This window comes from uncultured Faecalicoccus sp., from assembly GCF_944327125.1.
In the GTDB taxonomy this organism is placed as follows: domain Bacteria; phylum Bacillota_I; class Bacilli_A; order Erysipelotrichales; family Erysipelotrichaceae; genus Faecalicoccus.
In genome coordinates, this window is sequence record NZ_CALVGO010000012.1 from 1 (window position 1) to 17,157 (window position 17,157).

At 40.4% G+C, this 17,157-nt stretch carries 12 protein-coding genes and 1 other annotated feature; of the genes, 1 reads left to right on the forward strand and 11 read right to left on the reverse strand.

From position 1 onward, the window contains the following. Positions 1–105: 105 nt before the first annotated feature. The 9 genes from ppk1 to Q0K03_RS02760 all read right to left on the reverse strand — a co-directional run bounded on the left by ppk1 (position 106) and on the right by Q0K03_RS02760 (position 13,792). Complete coding sequence (ppk1, locus tag Q0K03_RS02720) at positions 106–2,229, reverse strand: polyphosphate kinase 1 (protein WP_297237460.1); 2,124 nt, start codon at positions 2,227–2,229, stop codon at positions 106–108. Positions 2,230–2,233: 4 nt separating this feature from the next. Then, positions 2,234–3,133 carry a hypothetical protein gene (locus Q0K03_RS02725; protein WP_297237462.1) on the reverse strand — a complete coding sequence of 300 codons (900 nt, stop codon included), beginning with the start codon at positions 3,131–3,133 and terminating at the stop codon, positions 2,234–2,236. Between the two features lie 100 nt (positions 3,134–3,233). Next, entirely contained in the window at positions 3,234–4,157 is a 924-nt protein-coding gene (locus Q0K03_RS02730) for an ATP-binding cassette domain-containing protein (protein WP_297237464.1), read from the reverse strand. Continuing rightward, positions 4,154–5,248, reverse strand: a complete 1,095-nt coding sequence (locus Q0K03_RS02735; RefSeq protein WP_297237466.1) for an ABC transporter ATP-binding protein — start codon at positions 5,246–5,248, stop codon at positions 4,154–4,156. Before Q0K03_RS02735 ends, Q0K03_RS02730 begins: the two co-directional genes overlap by 4 nt. 4 nt (positions 5,249–5,252) lie before the next feature. Next, positions 5,253–6,197: an ABC transporter permease gene (locus Q0K03_RS02740; RefSeq protein WP_297237468.1), complete on the reverse strand. Its 945-nt coding sequence runs from the start codon at positions 6,195–6,197 to the stop codon at positions 5,253–5,255. Positions 6,198–6,199: 2 nt separating this feature from the next. Beyond that, positions 6,200–7,144 (reverse strand): ABC transporter permease, encoded by a 945-nt coding sequence (locus Q0K03_RS02745; RefSeq protein WP_297237470.1) that lies wholly within the window; start codon positions 7,142–7,144, stop codon positions 6,200–6,202. An 80-nt stretch (positions 7,145–7,224) separates the two neighbouring features. After that, complete coding sequence (locus Q0K03_RS02750; RefSeq protein WP_297237472.1) at positions 7,225–8,853, reverse strand: peptide ABC transporter substrate-binding protein; 1,629 nt, start codon at positions 8,851–8,853, stop codon at positions 7,225–7,227. 177 nt (positions 8,854–9,030) lie between these two features. Beyond that, positions 9,031–11,430, reverse strand: coding sequence for a leucine--tRNA ligase (leuS, locus tag Q0K03_RS02755; RefSeq protein WP_297237474.1), 2,400 nt, complete (start codon positions 11,428–11,430; stop codon positions 9,031–9,033). A gap of 30 nt (positions 11,431–11,460) precedes the next feature. Continuing rightward, positions 11,461–11,654, reverse strand: a binding site (T-box leader). A 56-nt stretch (positions 11,655–11,710) separates the two neighbouring features. Further along, a complete protein-coding gene (locus tag Q0K03_RS02760) occupies positions 11,711–13,792 on the reverse strand; it encodes a penicillin-binding protein 2 (protein WP_297237475.1) in 2,082 nt (693 codons plus the stop codon). A gap of 97 nt (positions 13,793–13,889) precedes the next feature. On the opposite strand from Q0K03_RS02760, the gene ispG reads away from it, so the two are divergent. Then, a complete protein-coding gene (gene ispG, locus Q0K03_RS02765) occupies positions 13,890–14,939 on the forward strand; it encodes a flavodoxin-dependent (E)-4-hydroxy-3-methylbut-2-enyl-diphosphate synthase (protein WP_297237477.1) in 1,050 nt (349 codons plus the stop codon). A gap of 13 nt (positions 14,940–14,952) precedes the next feature. Here the strand turns inward: ispG and Q0K03_RS02770 are convergent, their stop codons facing one another. Both Q0K03_RS02770 and Q0K03_RS02775 read right to left on the reverse strand, forming a co-directional pair. Beyond that, the gene (locus Q0K03_RS02770; RefSeq protein WP_297237511.1) at positions 14,953–15,798 is read right to left on the reverse strand and encodes a deoxyribonuclease IV; all 846 of its coding nucleotides are present in this window, start codon (positions 15,796–15,798) and stop codon (positions 14,953–14,955) included. After that, a complete protein-coding gene (locus tag Q0K03_RS02775) occupies positions 15,798–17,126 on the reverse strand; it encodes a DEAD/DEAH box helicase (protein WP_297237479.1) in 1,329 nt (442 codons plus the stop codon). Before Q0K03_RS02775 ends, Q0K03_RS02770 begins: the two co-directional genes overlap by 1 nt. Positions 17,127–17,157: the final 31 nt, after the last annotated feature.

Genomic DNA, 17,157 nt, shown 5'->3' on the forward strand with positions numbered 1-17,157 from the left:
CCTTTTTTTTATTTTTTTTGGTCCGTTTTGTTCTTATCTTCCTGTAAACGTTTTCATTGGTATAGATATAAAAAAAAACTGTCTGATTGACAGCTTTTTTATCGACTATACATTTTGGAACCATTTCTTCATTTTTTCAAACCAGGAGAGTTCCTCCATTTCTGATAGGAGTTGTGCCTGATGTACGGCTTTGGCCATACAAACTTCCTGAGCAATGAAAGGTTCATCCTCCGTATCTAAGGAAACATAGTTTGAATCTGAACACAGTTTTCGAATCTTTACATTATCACTTAACATGATTTCAAAATAATCCATAACTTCATTCTTTAATTGCGGATCATCAATTGGACAAGCTATCTCTACACGCTTCTCTGTGTTTCGAGTCATGAAATCGGCACTCGAGATATAAACTTTTGACTCTTCTTTGGTTCCAAAACAATAAATTCTCGAATGTTCCAAATATCTTCCGACTATACTGAAAACTTCAATATTTTCAGTATGGCCTTTTAGACCCGGGATAAGACAGCAGATTCCGCGGATCAACATCTTTATTTTTACACCGGCTCTTGAGGCTTCCGATAATTTTACAATCAAATCAAGATCCGTCAAAGAATTCATCTTCAAAAGTATTTGGGCTTCAATTCCATTATGCGCTTTCCAGATTTCCTCATCGATCATATGCAGACAGGCATCCTTTAAAGCATGGGGAGAGACCAGCAAATGATCATATTTGCCATCCAGCTTTGATAAAGCCATATTCTGGAAAAAGTGAATGGCATCTTCACCAATAAGTGGACTTGCCGTTATATAAGATATATCCGTATACATACGACTTGTCTTTTCGTTATAGTTCCCTGTACCGATCTGAGTTATGGTTTTTAATTCTCCTTTCTTATTTTGAACCGAAATCATACAAATCTTTGAATGGACCTTATAGTTTTCAAAACCGTATAGCAAAGTACATCCAGCTTCTTCCAATTCACCCGCTGCCATAATATTATGATCTTCATCAAAACGAGCTCTTAACTCCATCAACACCGTTACATCTTTTCCGTTTTCAGCCGCTCTGGTCAAATAGCGGACGATTCTGGAATTTTTTGCGAGACGATAAATCGTGATCTTAATTGATTTAACGATCGGATTTTCTGCTGCTTCTTTCAACAGTTGTAAAAAGGGTTCTATATCCTGATAAGGATAAAACAGGATCGAGTCATGATCCAGCACTTGATCGATAATCGGACGATCGAGTCTTAAATACTTATTTTTTTGTGGCGTAAAAGGCGTGTAGAGAAGCGGTCCCTTGATTTCATCCGGCAATTTACCAATCACATCAAACAGATGACTTAATTCCAGGGGTGTTTTAGAAATAAAAACCTGATTTTCCTTAATATCCAGTTTATCACACAGATATTTTACGATCGAGTCTGGCGCATCTTTATAGATTTCAAGACGAATGGGCATCAACCTGGCTCGTTTCTTGAGAATTTTCTTCATAAAGGAACGATAATCCTCATCTTCATCGATTTCTTTTTCATTTAAGTTGATATCCGCATTGCGCGTAACACGAATGATCGTTTTTGACAGGATCGAACTTTTGGAGAAAATCTTATCAACGTTGTGTAGTATGACCTGCTCCAACAACATATAGTTTCCATCTCCATCAGGAAGTTCAACGATTCTTTTCAGAAATTCAGGAACGGGAATAATGCCCATTTTTACAATCCCTTCTTCTTTGACCTCCACGATAATATATAACGCCTTATTGATCAAATGAGGAAATGGATGGTGCGTATCAATGATCTGAGGACTTAAAACTGGTAAAACCTGTTTATCGAAATACTGGTGAATAAATTTTGTTTGTTTTTTCGAAAGTTGTTTTTTTGATAAAGAGGCGATATGAAGAGACTCTAAAACAGGAGAAATCTGCTTAGTAGCCTGATCTCGCATTCGATAGAGGGAATGCACTTCCTTGAAAATTTCATCCAGCTGCTCGTTTGGCGTCATCCCGCTTTTTTTATCGATCGAATCCGGATCCACTAAAGAAAGATCGTATAAGCTTCCACAGCGAACCATAAAGAATTCATCTAGATTGCTTGTGAAAATCGAAAGAAACTTGATTCTCTCCAACAAAGGAACACGAGAGTCCAGCGCCTCTTCTAAAACGCGCTGATTGAATTTTAGCCAGGATAATTCTCTGTTTTGTGTAAATGGAAACTTTTTGGGATGCACAATATTAACCTCCTATAATTTTATCAAGCAAGTATCCTTCTCGGATACCATACATAGATACCTGGACCTTTTTCGACTTCGTATATTTTGCGATGGTCTCAATAATCAGAAGACCCGGCATCAAGGTATGAACACGATCTGGTTTTACTTTTAAGAAAAGATGCACGGTTTTTTCTGGATCCTCCATCAATTTCTTGACAAGATCGGACAACATGGAAGACTTGATTTCAAAAGTGGATTCATCGATATAATTCATCTTGACCAGGAGCGTTCGTACAGCACGCATGCTTCCTCCTGTAACAGATATCACATCACAACGGCACTTTTTAGAGTCGACAGTTTTTTCCAATTCCTTTTCGATTCTTTCGCGAATCAGCTTGACTTCCTGCACGTCGGGAAAAATATTCTTTACATATTTATTGAAAAGATTGAGCGACCCAACAGGCAAACTTTTGGAGAAAAACACTTTACTTTGATCATACGAAAGAATTTCCGAAGAACCTCCTCCTGAATCTATATAGATCCCATGGTCGTATCTGAGTCCGTGAAGCGCACCATGAAACGAGATAATTCCTTCTTCTTCTCCGCTCAATAGATCGATCTCAATATTGCATCTTTGTTTAATGATATCTATCACAGTCTGAGAATTGTCTATATTGCGTAAAGAAGCGGTCGCAAAGCTGGAAAAGCCATCGATATGAAGTAGTTTCATCAATTCCTTAAATCGTTCCAGACATTCTGCCAAAACTTCAATCCCTTCTTTTGTCATCTGTCCTTTTTTTACATACTGAACAAGACCGGCGGATTCTTTTTTAGACATTAAAAGCTCAAATTTTCGACCTTCTATTTTATATATGTTAAGACGAATCGTATTCGATCCAATATCAATAATTCCATAAGTCATCTGTTTCACCTTTTCCTATTATAAATCATCAAAAAAAACATTCTGTAAAAATCCTGTAAATTATAAAAACCATAGAATTTCTTCTATGGCTTCTATTGAACTATTTTGTCCACTGAGCAAACTCTTCATCCGTAGCCAGTACATAATGTGTACCTTCTACATGATGTTCTGTTCCTTTATGGTAGTCGATTCCGCTTGTTTCATAATCATAAGATTGCGACTTGCGCGTTTTTTCGACACGCGGATTCGGCTCTGGAATTGCACTGAGCAAAGACTTTGTATAAGGATGGATCGGATTGTTGAAGATTTCATCCGTTGTTCCCGTTTCTACCAGATGGCCTAAGTGTAAAACACCAATATGATCTGAAATGTATTTAACCATACTTAGATCATGTGCAATAAACAAATAAGCCGTATTGGTTTTCTTTTGAATTTTCTTCATCAAATTGACAACCTGCGCCTGGATAGAAACATCCAGTGCAGAAATTGCTTCATCGGCAATCACCAGCTGCGGTCTCATAACCAAAGCACGAGCAATTCCGATACGCTGTCTTTGCCCACCACTAAACTGATGCGGATAGCGGTTGGCATGTTCTTTAGATAAACCTACCAGCTCTAGCATATCATATACCTTTTGTTCCCGCTCTTGTTCCGTTTTATATTCCTTATGAATATCCAATCCTTCCGCAATGATATCCATTACTTTACGACGAGGATTCAAACACGCCATGGGATCCTGAAAGATCATCTGCATCTTGGTTCGTAATAATTTCAATTCTTCTTTGGTCATTTGTCCAGAAATGTTTTTTCCATTAAAAATGACTTCCCCGTCGGTCGGTTTATAAAGTCGAATGATACTGCGTCCTGTCGTAGATTTTCCAGATCCAGATTCACCAACCAAACCATATGTCTGTCCCGGCATGATTTTAAAAGAGATGCCGTCAACCGCTTTCACTGTAAATTTACGGCTGACTTTAAAGTATTGTTTTAGATTTTTTACCTCTAAAATCGGTTGTTCACTCATTCTTTGGCATCTCCTTTCTCTTTCATTTTTTGAAGACGTTTCTTTAACGATTCCGGCATTTCAACTTTCGGTGCATTTGGATGCATGAGCCAACTGGCCACCTTATGCGATTTAGATCCGGGAACCTCAAACATTGGAGGTTCTTCTTTAAAATCGATATTCAACGCAAATTCATTACGAGGAGCAAAAGCATCCCCTTGGACTTCGTGTGACAGATTCGGCGGCGAACCTGGAATCGTGTACAATACATCGTCATCCGTATCAAGATCTGGCATAGAAGATAACAAGCCCCAGGTATAAGGATGTCTTGGATCATAGAAAATTTCATCGATCGTGCCTGTTTCTACGATCTTACCGGCATACATAACATTAACATAATCGGCGACCTTGGCAACAACCCCCAGATCATGGGTGATGTAAATAACCGATAACTGTTTCTTCTTTTGAATATCCTGGATCAGTTCCAAAATCTTGGCCTGAATTGTAACATCCAGGGCTGTGGTCGGTTCATCACAGATCAAAACATACGGATCGCAGCTGAGCGCAATCGCGATAACGATGCGCTGCCGCATTCCGCCGGATAGCTGATGTGGATAATTCTTCATACGCTTTTCAGCATCCGTTATTCCTACAAGCTCCAGAAGTTCAAGAGCTTTTTCATAGGCTTCCTTTTTTGATTTTTTATAGTGATAAATCATGGGTTCCATGATTTGTTTTCCAATGGTCATCGTTGGATTCAATGAAGTCATTGGATCCTGGAAAACCATGGCAATCTTTCGCCCGCGAATCTCCGATTGAAGTTCCTTTTCGGACAATTGACAGATATCAACCGTCTTAGGTTCCCCTGTATACTCATCGTTCCAATGATATTCAATCATACCAGAATCAATGTTTCCGTTATTGGCTAAAAGTCCCATAACCGCTTTTGTCGTTACGGATTTACCAGATCCTGACTCACCCACGATGGCGATAGTTTCTCCTTTATAAAGGTCCAGGTTCACACCACGAACCGCATTGACTTTTCCGTTTCCTGTCTTAAAGGAGATATTTAGGTTTCTGATCTTTAGTATTCTTTCTCTTTGTTGTTCCATTTTTTTACATCTCCTTCATCGTAGGATCCAGGGCATCACGAAGACCATCTCCTACCAGGTTGAAACTCAACATCAGTATGGAGAATACGATAACCGGGATCGTCATCTGATAAGGTGTGATGGTCAAAGTATTGAAACCATCATTGATCAAAGTACCCAGACTGGCTTCTGGAATCGGTAAACCCAATCCGACAAAAGACAAGTAGGCTTCATAAAAGATCGCATTTGGAATGGACATCATAACCATGATGATCATCTGCGAATAAATATTAGGTAAGATTTCTTTAAAAATAATGAAGAAACTGCCGGCGCCCAACGTACGGGAAGCCAGAACAAACTCTTCTTCTTTGGTCTTCAGCACCTGAGCTCTGGTGATACGGGACATCCCGATCCATTCTGTAAAGGCCAAAGCCATAATGATCGTAAATAAATTGGACTTCATGACCATCAGTAAGATCGTCAATACAACCAAAGTAGGTATGGAGTTGATTACTTCCTGGATACGCTGCATAACGGAATCAACTTTTCCGCCAAAATATCCGGAAATCATTCCGTAGGTCACACCGATCACAACATCAATAAGAATAGCTGCTACGGCAACAAACAAGGAAATACGCGTTCCCTGCCATAGCCGAACCCAAAGATCACGTCCCAGGGTATCGGTTCCAAACCAATGTTGAGCACAAGGAGAGATATTTTGAATCGAAGTATTGATATCATCGTATTTCCAACTGGACAACATAGGAGCAAAGATAGCAAACAAAGTAATGATCACAATACAGATGATTCCAATAACAGCACCTTTGTTTCTTAAAAATAAATTGATCGAATCTTTCCACGCAGGACGTGCCGGCATGACTTGATCAACTTCCAAAGCATCACGATGTTGAGCTAACTGAAAATCTTCCGGCTGAAATTGATATTTTTTCAAAGCTTCACTCTGGGTCATAATCATTCATCCTTTCCTAAACGGATACGCGGATCAATAATACCGTAAGAAACATCGATCACGAGCATCATAATAATATACATGGCGGCATACAGGAACGAACAAGCCAGAATGACATTGTAGTCTGAAGCCTGAATACTATTGATCAATAAGAGTCCCAAACCTGGAACTGAACAAATCTTTTCAACAACCATTGTACCCGTCATCAGGTTAACCAGGATCGGTCCTAAAATCGTGACAATAGGAATCAAAGTATTCCGAAGAGCGTGTTTTAAAATAATATCTTTTCGTGAAAGTCCTTTAGCCTTTGCCAGCATAATATAATCCGAATTTAAAACCGAGATCATTTCCGTTCGTGTAAAACGGGCCACATTGGCAATAACGCTCATCGACAACGCAATGATTGGCATGATTGCCGAATAAATAGGCTGACTGGAACTATACATGGTAGGTAAAATATGCAGATTAGTTCCAAAAATCATCAAAATCAGCATTGCGAATACAAAAGAAGGAATAGAGACACCGATAACCGAAAGTACCGTAGCCAAAGTATCCCAAATTGTATTCTTTTTTAAAGCGGCAACAACACCTAACAAGATTCCTACCAAAGTTCCTAAGATACAGGCACTTAAACCAAGGAAAAAAGAAATAGGCGCACGAGTCGCAACAAGCGAAGAAACCTGCATATCGCGATATAAATTCATTGATACGCCAAAATCGCCTGTCAGCATTCCACTCATGTATTTTACAAACTGCTGTGGTAGTGGCAAATTTAAACCATAGCTGGCTTCAATTGCCGCACGCTGGGCATCACTTAAATGCTCATTGTTGATAGGAGAGCCCGGTAAGAAGCGAACCATACAGAACAGTACGACCAGGATCACGAACAATGTAATAAGTGAAATAACCAGACGTCTAAGGATATAGCGAACCGTAGACTTAGACATCAAAAATCCTCCTTCTAAAAAATAAACACAACACAGTGATGAGCTGTATTGTGTTTATTATAAATTCAACTCAAGATTAATTAACCTTCAATATCAACGTATGTGAATGTGTAAGGTACACCAACTGGTTTTTGTACCAATCCCTTGACTGCCGTGTTTTTCAAAGCGGAAGTACCCTTTTCAAACACTGGGATATTGGCGTAATCACTCATTGCGATACCTTCTGCTTCGATCATCATCTGCCAGCGAGCATCGAGATCGGCTTCTGTTGCGATCTGTGACATCAGAGAATCAAATTCTGCATTTGTCCAGTCACCATAGTTATTTGAATTTCCTGTGATCATCAGGTTCAGGTATGTTGTAGGATCACTGTAGTCTGGACCCCAGCGAGTACATGCCAAATCAAAGTCACGGTTGGCCTGTTTTGTGTAGATACGGTCTTGTTTTGTCGTAGCTACCATTTCAATGTTCAAACCTTTCAGTTTAGAGAAAGCGTTCTGCAGATAAGTGGCCATCGTATCCATTGGCGATTCATCTGTACCATAAAGCAGTCTCAATGTAACTTCATCTTTTCCTAATTCACTTAAAGCCTGATCTAGAGCAGCCTGTGCTTCTTCAACATTATATTCTGTATAATCGGAAGCATCATCACGGAAATCTTGTCCTTCAGGACCGATGGATAACTGAGCTGGAATAAATCCATTCGCTTCTTTAGAACCATCTTTTAACACATTGTTTGCGAAGTCTTCACGATTGATCGATAAAGACAAGGCTTTACGTAAGTTCTGGTTCTGCAGATCGGTATTATTGAAGTTTACCTGAATATAGAATAAATATCCTTCGTTGAAAGAAATGAAACTTTCATCGTCTTTGTACTGATCAACCAGATCCGAGTTGATAGGAGCGTAATCGTTGATTCCACTCTCAAAGTTCTGTGCGGCAACAGCTGGTTCCTGAACCAGGTTCATTACCAGAGAATCTAATTTAACAGCGTCTGCATTCCAGTAATCTTCATTTTTAGAGAAGGTAGCCGTTGATCCTGGTTCCCATGTATCCATGATATATGCTCCGTTAGAAAGAATGGCATCTGCGCTCTTTGCGTAATTGCTTCCCTGTTCTTCACAGAACTTTTCATTGATTGGATAGTAGCAAGGGAATGTCATTAATTCTTCAAAGTAAGCAACTGGACTTGTCAGTTTAACTTCCAATGTTTTATCATCCAGAGCCTTAGCTCCTAAAGTCTCGAGATCGGCATCGGTCAATTCTTCACCGTTTTCTGTTTTGGCCATCAATTCATCGGCTCCAACGATAGAAGCACCGCCGGTACCCATCATATAGGCATAGTTTCCAACGTTTTTAATGATTCGCTGCCAGGCATAGACAAAGTCATGCGCTGTTACTTCGTCTCCATTTGACCATTTGGCATCGCGGATTTTGAATGTATGTGTCAGTCCATCATCACTGACCTGGTGATCTTCAGCAAGTGCGTAAGTAATATCACCATTTTCATCCAATCCCATCAAGCCATCGATAACAGCATGCATCGCATTAAAGCTCATACCGTCATCGGCATCACAGGAATCCAGGTTTTTGATATCCAGTTCGCTGGCAAAAGTAAATGTTTTACCATCGCTTCCAGAACCTGAACCACATGCAGCTAACGATAAAGCCATAGTGGCTGCAGCTACAACAGATAATAGTTTCTTCATATCTTTCCTCCTATTGTGCTCGTTTTATGAACATGTGTATATTATATACATCCTCTTTTGTGTTTGCAAGAATATTTTTCAATTTTTTTCACATTTTTCTTACCGAATGAAAACTTTTACATTTTGTGTAAGCCTTTACAAAAAAAGTGAGTTCCTATCGAACCCACTTGTTCTACATTAATTCGCAACGATATTTACAATTTTCCCTTTAACAACGATGACTTTACGAATTGTTTTCCCTTCAATCTGATGTTGAACATTTTCCAGTTCCAAAGCCATCTTTTCAATATCTTTTTCATCAAGATCGACCGCTGCTTCAAATTTACCGCGAACTTTACCATTGACCTGAACGACGATCATTACCGTTTTATCCACCAGCATTTTTTCATCATACGTTGGCCATGGTTCATAGGCAATGGAATCCTTTTGTTCAAAGATCATAGCCCACAGTTCCTCGCCTAAATGAGGGGCAAAACAACTAAACATCTTCAAGAAACCAATCGCATACGGTTTATAGATTGTTTTTGCCTTGTAACACTCATTGATAAAGATCATCATCTGCGAAATCGCTGTATTGAAATTCAAAGTATCGATATCATGCGTAACTTTTTTCACCGTGGCATGATAGACCCTATCCAATGCATGATCGTTTTCATCGGTCATATTGGCCACTTCGGTATAGAATCGATTCACTCTTTCCAGCCATTTTCTGGTTCCATCCAAACCGGTTGTTGACCAAGGTAAAGCCGCTTCCAATGGACCCATAAACATTTCATATACACGTAAGGCATCCGCACCATGGCTTTCCACGATTTCATCGGGATTGATGACATTGCCGCGGGATTTGCTCATCTTTTCTCCATTGGAACCCAGGATCATACCCTGATGGAAAAGTTTCTGGAATGGTTCTTTAGATTTTACCACACCGCAGTCATACAGCACCTTATGCCAGAAACGGGCATAAAGAAGATGCAATACCGCATGCTCCGCACCGCCAACATACAAGTCAACCGGTAACCAGTGTTCCAACAATTCCGGTGCTCCAATTGCCTTATCATTTTTCGGATCTATGTAGCGAATATAGTACCAGCAAGAACCAGCCCATTGCGGCATCGTGTTGGTCTCTCTGGTTCCTTTGACACCGTCGATTTCAACAGACAGCCAGTCGCTGCAATGCGCCAGCGGACTTTCTCCTGTATCGCTTGGTTTAAAGTTTGTGGTTGCCGGAAGTTCAAGAGGAAGTTCATCTACATCGACAGTGCGCATGGTTCCATCTTCCATATGAACGATAGGAATCGGTTCGCCCCAGTAGCGCTGACGTGAGAACAGCCAGTCGCGTAGCTTATAAGTGGTTTTGGCTTCTCCAACCTTATTTTCTTCCAGCCAGTGGATCATTTTAGAAATCGCTTCTTCCTTATTTAAGCCATCCAGCCATTCTGAATTGATATGAACCCCATCTTCTGTAAAGGCTTCTTTTGTGACATCGCCGCCTTGAAGAACCGGAATGATTTCTAAACCAAACTTCTTGGCAAATTCATAGTCACGGGTATCGTGGGCGGGAACGGCCATGATGGCACCGGTTCCATAACTTGCCAATACGTAATCACTGATCCAAATAGGAACTTTTTTTCCATTAACAGGATTGATCGCATAAGCACCTGTAAATACACCCGTTTTATCCTTATTCAGATCCGTACGTTCCAAATCGGATTTGGTCTGGCATAGTTTTTGATACGCCTCTACCTCGCTTTTTTGCTCCGGTGTCGTGATTTCAGAGACAAAAGGATGTTCTGGTGCCATGACACAGTAAGTCGCTCCAAACAGTGTATCACAGCGTGTGGTGAAAACAGTAAACTCCTTGTCGTGTCCATCAATTTTAAATACGACATTGGCTCCCTGTGACTTTCCAATCCAGTTTCGCTGCATTTCTTTGGTAGAAGCCGGCCAGTCGACTTCATCCAGATCTTTCAAAAGTCTTTCGGCATAAGCTGTAATTTTTAATACCCATTGCCGCATCGGTTTGCGGATGACCGGATAGCCTCCTCGTTCACTTTTCCCATCGATGACTTCTTCGTTGGCCAGAACCGTCTTTAATTCCGGACACCAGTTGACAGGAATTTCATCCACATAAGCCAATCCTTTTTTATAAAGCTGGGTAAAGATCCACTGTGTCCATTTATAATAAGATGGATCACATGTACTGATTTCGCGATCCCAGTCATAGCTGAATCCTAAAGACTGGATCTGTGCACGGAAATGATCGATGTTCTGTTTTGTGAATTCAGCCGGGTGATGTCCTGTCTGCAAAGCAAACTGTTCAGCCGGCAATCCAAAAGCATCCCATCCCATTGGATGCAGAACATTATAGCCTTCCATTCGTTTTTTACGGGCAATGATATCGGTTGCCGTATAACCTTCAGGATGACCTACGTGCAGACCGTTTCCGCTGGGATAAGGAAACATATCCAGCACATAGTATTTCGGCTTAGAAAAGTCCGATGTATCACACGCAAATGTTTTTTCTTTCAACCATCGGTTTTGCCACTTTTTTTCAATCGTCTTGTGATCGTACATCAATATTCCTCCTTCATAAAAAAAACGTCCTTATCTAAGGACGTTAATAACGCGGTACCACCTTAGTTCACAGAACCTGTGCACTTAACTTTCTTTATCGCAGAAAATACGGATAACATTACTTATCAGCTCCTTAGTGAGTTCAAGGCACTAACCAACTGCTTTGCACCAACCAGCAGTTCTCTGTATAGCTGTCGACCTTTACTGATCTAATTCATCGCTTTGATGAAAAAATCATAGCATTTCCCTTTTTTTTCGTCAACCTATTCAAAAGAATTTAAAATTATCCATTCGGATAGAGTTCAAAATAAGTCTGTAAGACTTCCGGCATCACGTCATAAACACAAATATTACTTTTAAGATTCTGAGAGTTTTCAGCACTGGTTGGAGCCGCACAGGCAAAACTCATCGTTGGATCTTCGTAAGGCGCAAATCCTACAAAATTTGCCGTCGTGGTTTCTCCTACTTCGGCTGTTCCTGTTTTACCGGCTACTTCCACATCCAGTTCATTGATTTCATCCCCACAGTTTTCCGAAGTAACACAAGCTCGAAAGCCTTGACGAATGCGGTCTAGAGACTCTTGATTGGACAAACTCGATTTTAATGTAACCGAATACGATTCTACGACGTTTTGTGAATTACTTTCATTGATTTGGTCCATCACATGGATCTGATAAAGGTTTCCCCGTGTGGCAATGGCTGAAACATACTGTAAAAGCTGAATCGGGGTATACATGTCCAACTGACCAATCGAATAGTTCAACGTCATTCCAGGAACGTTTCCATATCCCATATAACCGCTGACTTCCCCAGGAAGATCGATGCCCGTCTTATTTCCTAAACCAAACATCGAATAATAAGAACGCATCAAATCAAGCGTACCCCCTACATCTTCCATCTCCAGCGCTTGTCCTTCTTTATATTCAGCATCTCCCAATCGAATCGCAATATTGAACATATAAACATTACTGGAAACCGCCAAAGCTTCAATGTCGTCAACAGGGCCATGATTTTGGAAGGAACCAAACTCTTCCCCGCCAATATTCATGATTTCATCTTCAATCACTTCTCCGGCTTTTACAACGCCTTCAGTTTGTCCCATATAGATCGTGGCTCCTTTAATGCAGGAACCAGGATTGACCAGGGATACATAATTTCCAGAGGCAAAATAGGTCAGCTTCTTTGAATCCAGATCCATCGTATAACCCGACATTGCCAGTACGTCCCCTGTATTAGGATCCATCATACAAGTAAACAAACTGTCAAACTCTTCACGCCCTTCCGTTCCACCTTCTCTTTCAAGAACCGTTTTAAGCGTCTGGTCCAGTTTTTCTTGAAGCTCAATGTCAAACGTCAATATAAGATCATTCCCTTTTTGAGCAGAACGAGTGACCTCTTTATGGGCAAGTCCATTGGAATCATACGTAATAATGGACTCTTCACTGACTCCGGATAAATAATCATTATAATACAGCTCGATTCCCGAGCGCCCTACCGGTGAATTGTACTGGAACCCTCGACGAAGGTAGTAGTCTATATTTTCACTGGGAAGGCCCTCCGTACTGGTGGTTACCGATCCTAATACATCCGATAAAGTTTCCCCGTAAGGATATTCTCTTTTCCAGCCTCCAAAATCGACATCAAAACCAGGAAATTCGGTTTTGTGTTCCACAAGGTAGGCAACATCGTCGTCGCTGATATCTTCCAGAATCACATTTTCTAAAGAAGCGGCATTGGATGTGGTCATACGAGTATAAATTCCGTAGATTTTCTTTTCATCATCCGACATCTCATCAAGATCATCTTGACTCACCCGTTTATAGATCAGCTGCGTCTGTTTAGAACTGGACATTGAACCATTTTGAATGTTCTCCCATTCTGAATCACTGAAAAGATGACGGCATCGATAATGTGGGTCGTCCTCATCCATTAAGGATGTGTACGCAATATAGGCATCAACAAGATCATTGTAAGTAAAATCTTTCACATCAACATCAAACACCGAGACAATACGATTGGCATATAACAGATAATCATCGGTTGTCATATTATTAGGTGATGTATAAACAATATTATGGCTGACGACCGTTTTTGCCAGAACATTTCCCTTTGCGTCAAAGATTTGTCCTCTTGGCGCACTAATGTATTGGGTCACGCTGGTATAATCATCGGTCAAAGCGACGTACCGTTCATTGGAAAACACTTGAATATAGATCAAACGAACAAATAGAATCAAAAAAATCACAACGACCATGCTCGCAAAAGCCAGGATGCGTTTTGAAATAACCTGGTCGACTGGTTGATCGAGGCCACGAGAAAAATAGGTACTTATCCGTTTTTTTATGTTTTTAAAAAATCGCGACATAATTTCCCCCTATGTGCTCAATTTAAACATATTTTCTTGGTTTTGTCACTTGTTCTTAAATGCTTATATTTGTATACTTCTATTAGGAGTTGATAAGATGAAACGGAATCAGACACGTCAGGTTTTCGTTAAAGATCTTCCTTTAGGAAACAATGACCACGTATATATCCAATCCATGTGTAATATAAAAACTTCTCATGTAAAAGAAGTTACAGATCAAATTCTAACTTTGGAAAATATGGGATGCGAAATCATCCGCGTAAGCTGTATGGACATGGACGATGCTCAAGCGATATCCCACATCAAAAAGAACATTCACATCCCCCTGGTAGCTGATATTCATTTTGACTATAAATTGGCATTGGCTTGTATAGAGGCCGGAGCCGATAAAATTCGTCTAAACCCAGGAAACATCGGAAGCCGTTCCAATGTAGAAGCGGTCGTCAGAAAATGTAAAGAAAACCATGTTCCGATTCGCATCGGCATCAACAGCGGATCCCTTGAAAAAGATATCCACGAAAAATATGGAAAACCTACCGCCGAAGGCATGATTGAAAGTGCGAAGCGTCATGTTTCTATTTTGGAAGATCTGGATTTTTATGATACTGTATTGTCCTTTAAATCCAGTGACCCCCTTCTTTGTATTGAAACTTACCGCAAAGCCGCTCAAGCCTTTGACTATCCATTGCATTTAGGCGTAACCGAAGCAGGGACCATGATGACCAGCGCCATCAAAAGTTCACTGGCTTTAGGTACACTTTTATTGGATGGCATTGGAAACACGATTCGAATCAGTGTCAATGGAGCTCCGCAAAAAGAGATCCCGATCGTGAAAGAACTGTTGAAATCGTGTCGCCTGATAGACAATGTGCCCAATCTTATCGCCTGCCCTACCTGTGGAAGAACGCAATGGAATATGGAACCGGTCGTAAATGAAATCGAACAATATCTTCAGACAATCAACAAGAACATCACTGTAGCCATCATGGGATGCGCTGTCAACGGGCCTGGCGAAGCCAAACATGCCGACATCGCAATCGCCGGAGGAAAAAATGAAGGCTTGTTGATAAAAAAAGGAGAAATCATTAAAAAGATTCCTCAATCTGAAATGGTAACTATATTAAAAGAAGAAATCGATGCCTTTTAACGCATCGATTTTTTTATTTAATATTGCGCAAGAGCTCAATTTCTCTTTTGTAAGGAGCAACGCCATCAATATAAGGCGTTTCCAAAATCTTTGTGACATCCAACAATTTTGGATGATGTACGATTCTTGCCAGCGATTCCAGTCCGATATATCCCTGTCCAATATTGGCATGACGGTCCTTGTGTGAACCTTTTGGATTCTTAGAATCGTTAACATGAACGACTTTTAAACGTTCCAGGCCAAGCGTTCTGTCAAACTCATCCAAAACCCGATCAAAATTTGATACATCGTATCCGGCATCATGGATATGACAAGTATCCAGACAAATCTTGATTCGATCTTGTTTGTGGACCCCGTCAATGATCATGGCAAGTTCCTCAAAACTGCGGCCGATCTCACTGCCCTTTCCCGCCATGGTTTCTAAAGCAATACAAACTGAACTGGCATCCGAATCTAAAACTTCGTTCAATCCCTTTACGATACTGGATATGCCTGTTTCCAAGCCCTGTTTGAGATGACTTCCAGGATGAAGAACAAGATAGCTGGCGCCCAAAAGAGCGGTACGTTCTAATTCACTTTTAAGAAATTCAACACCAAACTGCGCCGTTTGAGGTTTCACCACATTGGCCAGATTGATCAAATACGGTGCATGAACAATAACATGGTCCATAGAAATCGCATGTTGTACCATCAGTTGTTTTGCCTCTTCGATTTTAAAAGAGTCCATGGATATTCTTCGCGTATTGGAAGGTGCTCCCGTATAGATCATACAGGCATTGGCGCCATAAGATAGCGTTTCTTTGATACTGCCCAGAAAATAGTCCGGTGCTTTTAATGAGACATGACTTCCTAGATAAATCATGATTCAATCCTTTTTTGACGCTGTTTTTCTTTCGCCCTTTCCTTTTTCTGCCGCTGAATATCTTTTTGAATAATTTCTCTTTTTCGTTTTCTTTTTAAGCGTTCGATCTCTTCTCTTTTTTTCTTTTTGTAATTTGGTTTTACTTTTTTTGTCTTTTTCGAAACAATTTTTTCAATTTCCTTTTGAAGCGGATCTTGTGTTCTTTTGCGTTTTTGTCCATACGGCCTTAAAGTGACCCACTGGTGATTCCGAATATCCTTATGTTCAAATACGATGCCCTGTTTGCTCAATTCGTTGATCGCAATATTGTCGGTTTCCCGATACAGGGCAATGCAGGTACCATCACGCTGAGCACGGCCTGTACGTCCCGAGCGATGAATATAGAATTTTAGATCTTTAGGAAATCCGCAAGAGATGACATGAGTGACCCCCTCAAGATCGATACCACGGCTGGCAATATCACTGGCCACAATATAACTTTTCTTCTGTGACTGGATCATTCGGATGGCCTGCATTCTTTCCCGAGATTCCAAATCACCGTGAAGTTCGACCAAATCATATCCATGTTCACGAAGATCGCAGGCAATTTGATGTGCCTCTTTGTTTGTATTGGCAAAAATCAGGCAAACATAAGGATTGATTGTTTTCAAGACGTCCAATAATTTATCTGAATATGTTTTATGCTTGCAAGGAACCAGAATATGATGAATGTCACTTTCAAAATTCTGACTGTCCTCAATGGAAATCATAAAAGGATCAAATAAATACTTTTTCAAGAAAGGTTGAAGGGCTTCAGGAATCGTAGCCGAAAATACCATAAGCTGAACTTTCTTATCCAATTTAGAAAGAATTCTGTCGATATCTTCAAGAAAGCCAAATTCTAGAGTCATATCCGCTTCATCAATGATCATCATTTTCGCTGTATCCAGTCGAAGAGTATTTTCATCAATAAAAAGATCTTTCATTCTTCCCGGCGTACCAATTACGATTTGCGGCTGGGTCTCTCCCATATTTTTATCCATGCCTCCGGTAATCAGTTTCACCGTAACTCCAAAATGACTGGCTAAAGTTTTACAGCGCTCATACAATTGAAAGGCGAGTTCACGTGTCGGTGTACTGATAATGGCTTGAACATGTTTCAAAGATGGATCGATCTGTTCAAAGATGGCCATAAAAAAAGCATGGCTTTTCCCAGATCCTGTACTGGAAATACCAATCAGATCCCGCGTTTTATTCTTTCGTTCGACAACGGATTTTTGAATCGGAGTCAGTGAATGAAAATGTTCAATTTCCATGATTTGTTCCACAATGTTCTTATTTTCCATATGCATCACCTCTCAAAATCCAATCCATGAT

Excerpts from the sequence above, each read along its gene's own strand:
- Q0K03_RS02725 (WP_297237462.1), bottom strand. The coding sequence starts at position 3,133 with ATGACTTATGGAATTATTGATATTGGATCGAATACGATTCGTCTTAAC.
- Q0K03_RS02740 (WP_297237468.1), bottom strand. The coding sequence starts at position 6,197 with ATGACCCAGAGTGAAGCTTTGAAAAAATATCAATTTCAGCCGGAAGAT.
- Q0K03_RS02760 (WP_297237475.1), bottom strand. The coding sequence starts at position 13,792 with ATGTCGCGATTTTTTAAAAACATAAAAAAACGGATAAGTACCTATTTT.
- Q0K03_RS02730 (WP_297237464.1), bottom strand. The coding sequence starts at position 4,157 with ATGAGTGAACAACCGATTTTAGAGGTAAAAAATCTAAAACAATACTTT.
- Q0K03_RS02750 (WP_297237472.1), bottom strand. The coding sequence starts at position 8,853 with ATGAAGAAACTATTATCTGTTGTAGCTGCAGCCACTATGGCTTTATCG.
- Q0K03_RS02735 (WP_297237466.1), bottom strand. The coding sequence starts at position 5,248 with ATGGAACAACAAAGAGAAAGAATACTAAAGATCAGAAACCTAAATATC.
- ispG (WP_297237477.1), top strand. The coding sequence starts at position 13,890 with ATGAAACGGAATCAGACACGTCAGGTTTTCGTTAAAGATCTTCCTTTA.
- Q0K03_RS02775 (WP_297237479.1), bottom strand. The coding sequence starts at position 17,126 with ATGGAAAATAAGAACATTGTGGAACAAATCATGGAAATTGAACATTTT.
- Q0K03_RS02745 (WP_297237470.1), bottom strand. The coding sequence starts at position 7,144 with ATGTCTAAGTCTACGGTTCGCTATATCCTTAGACGTCTGGTTATTTCA.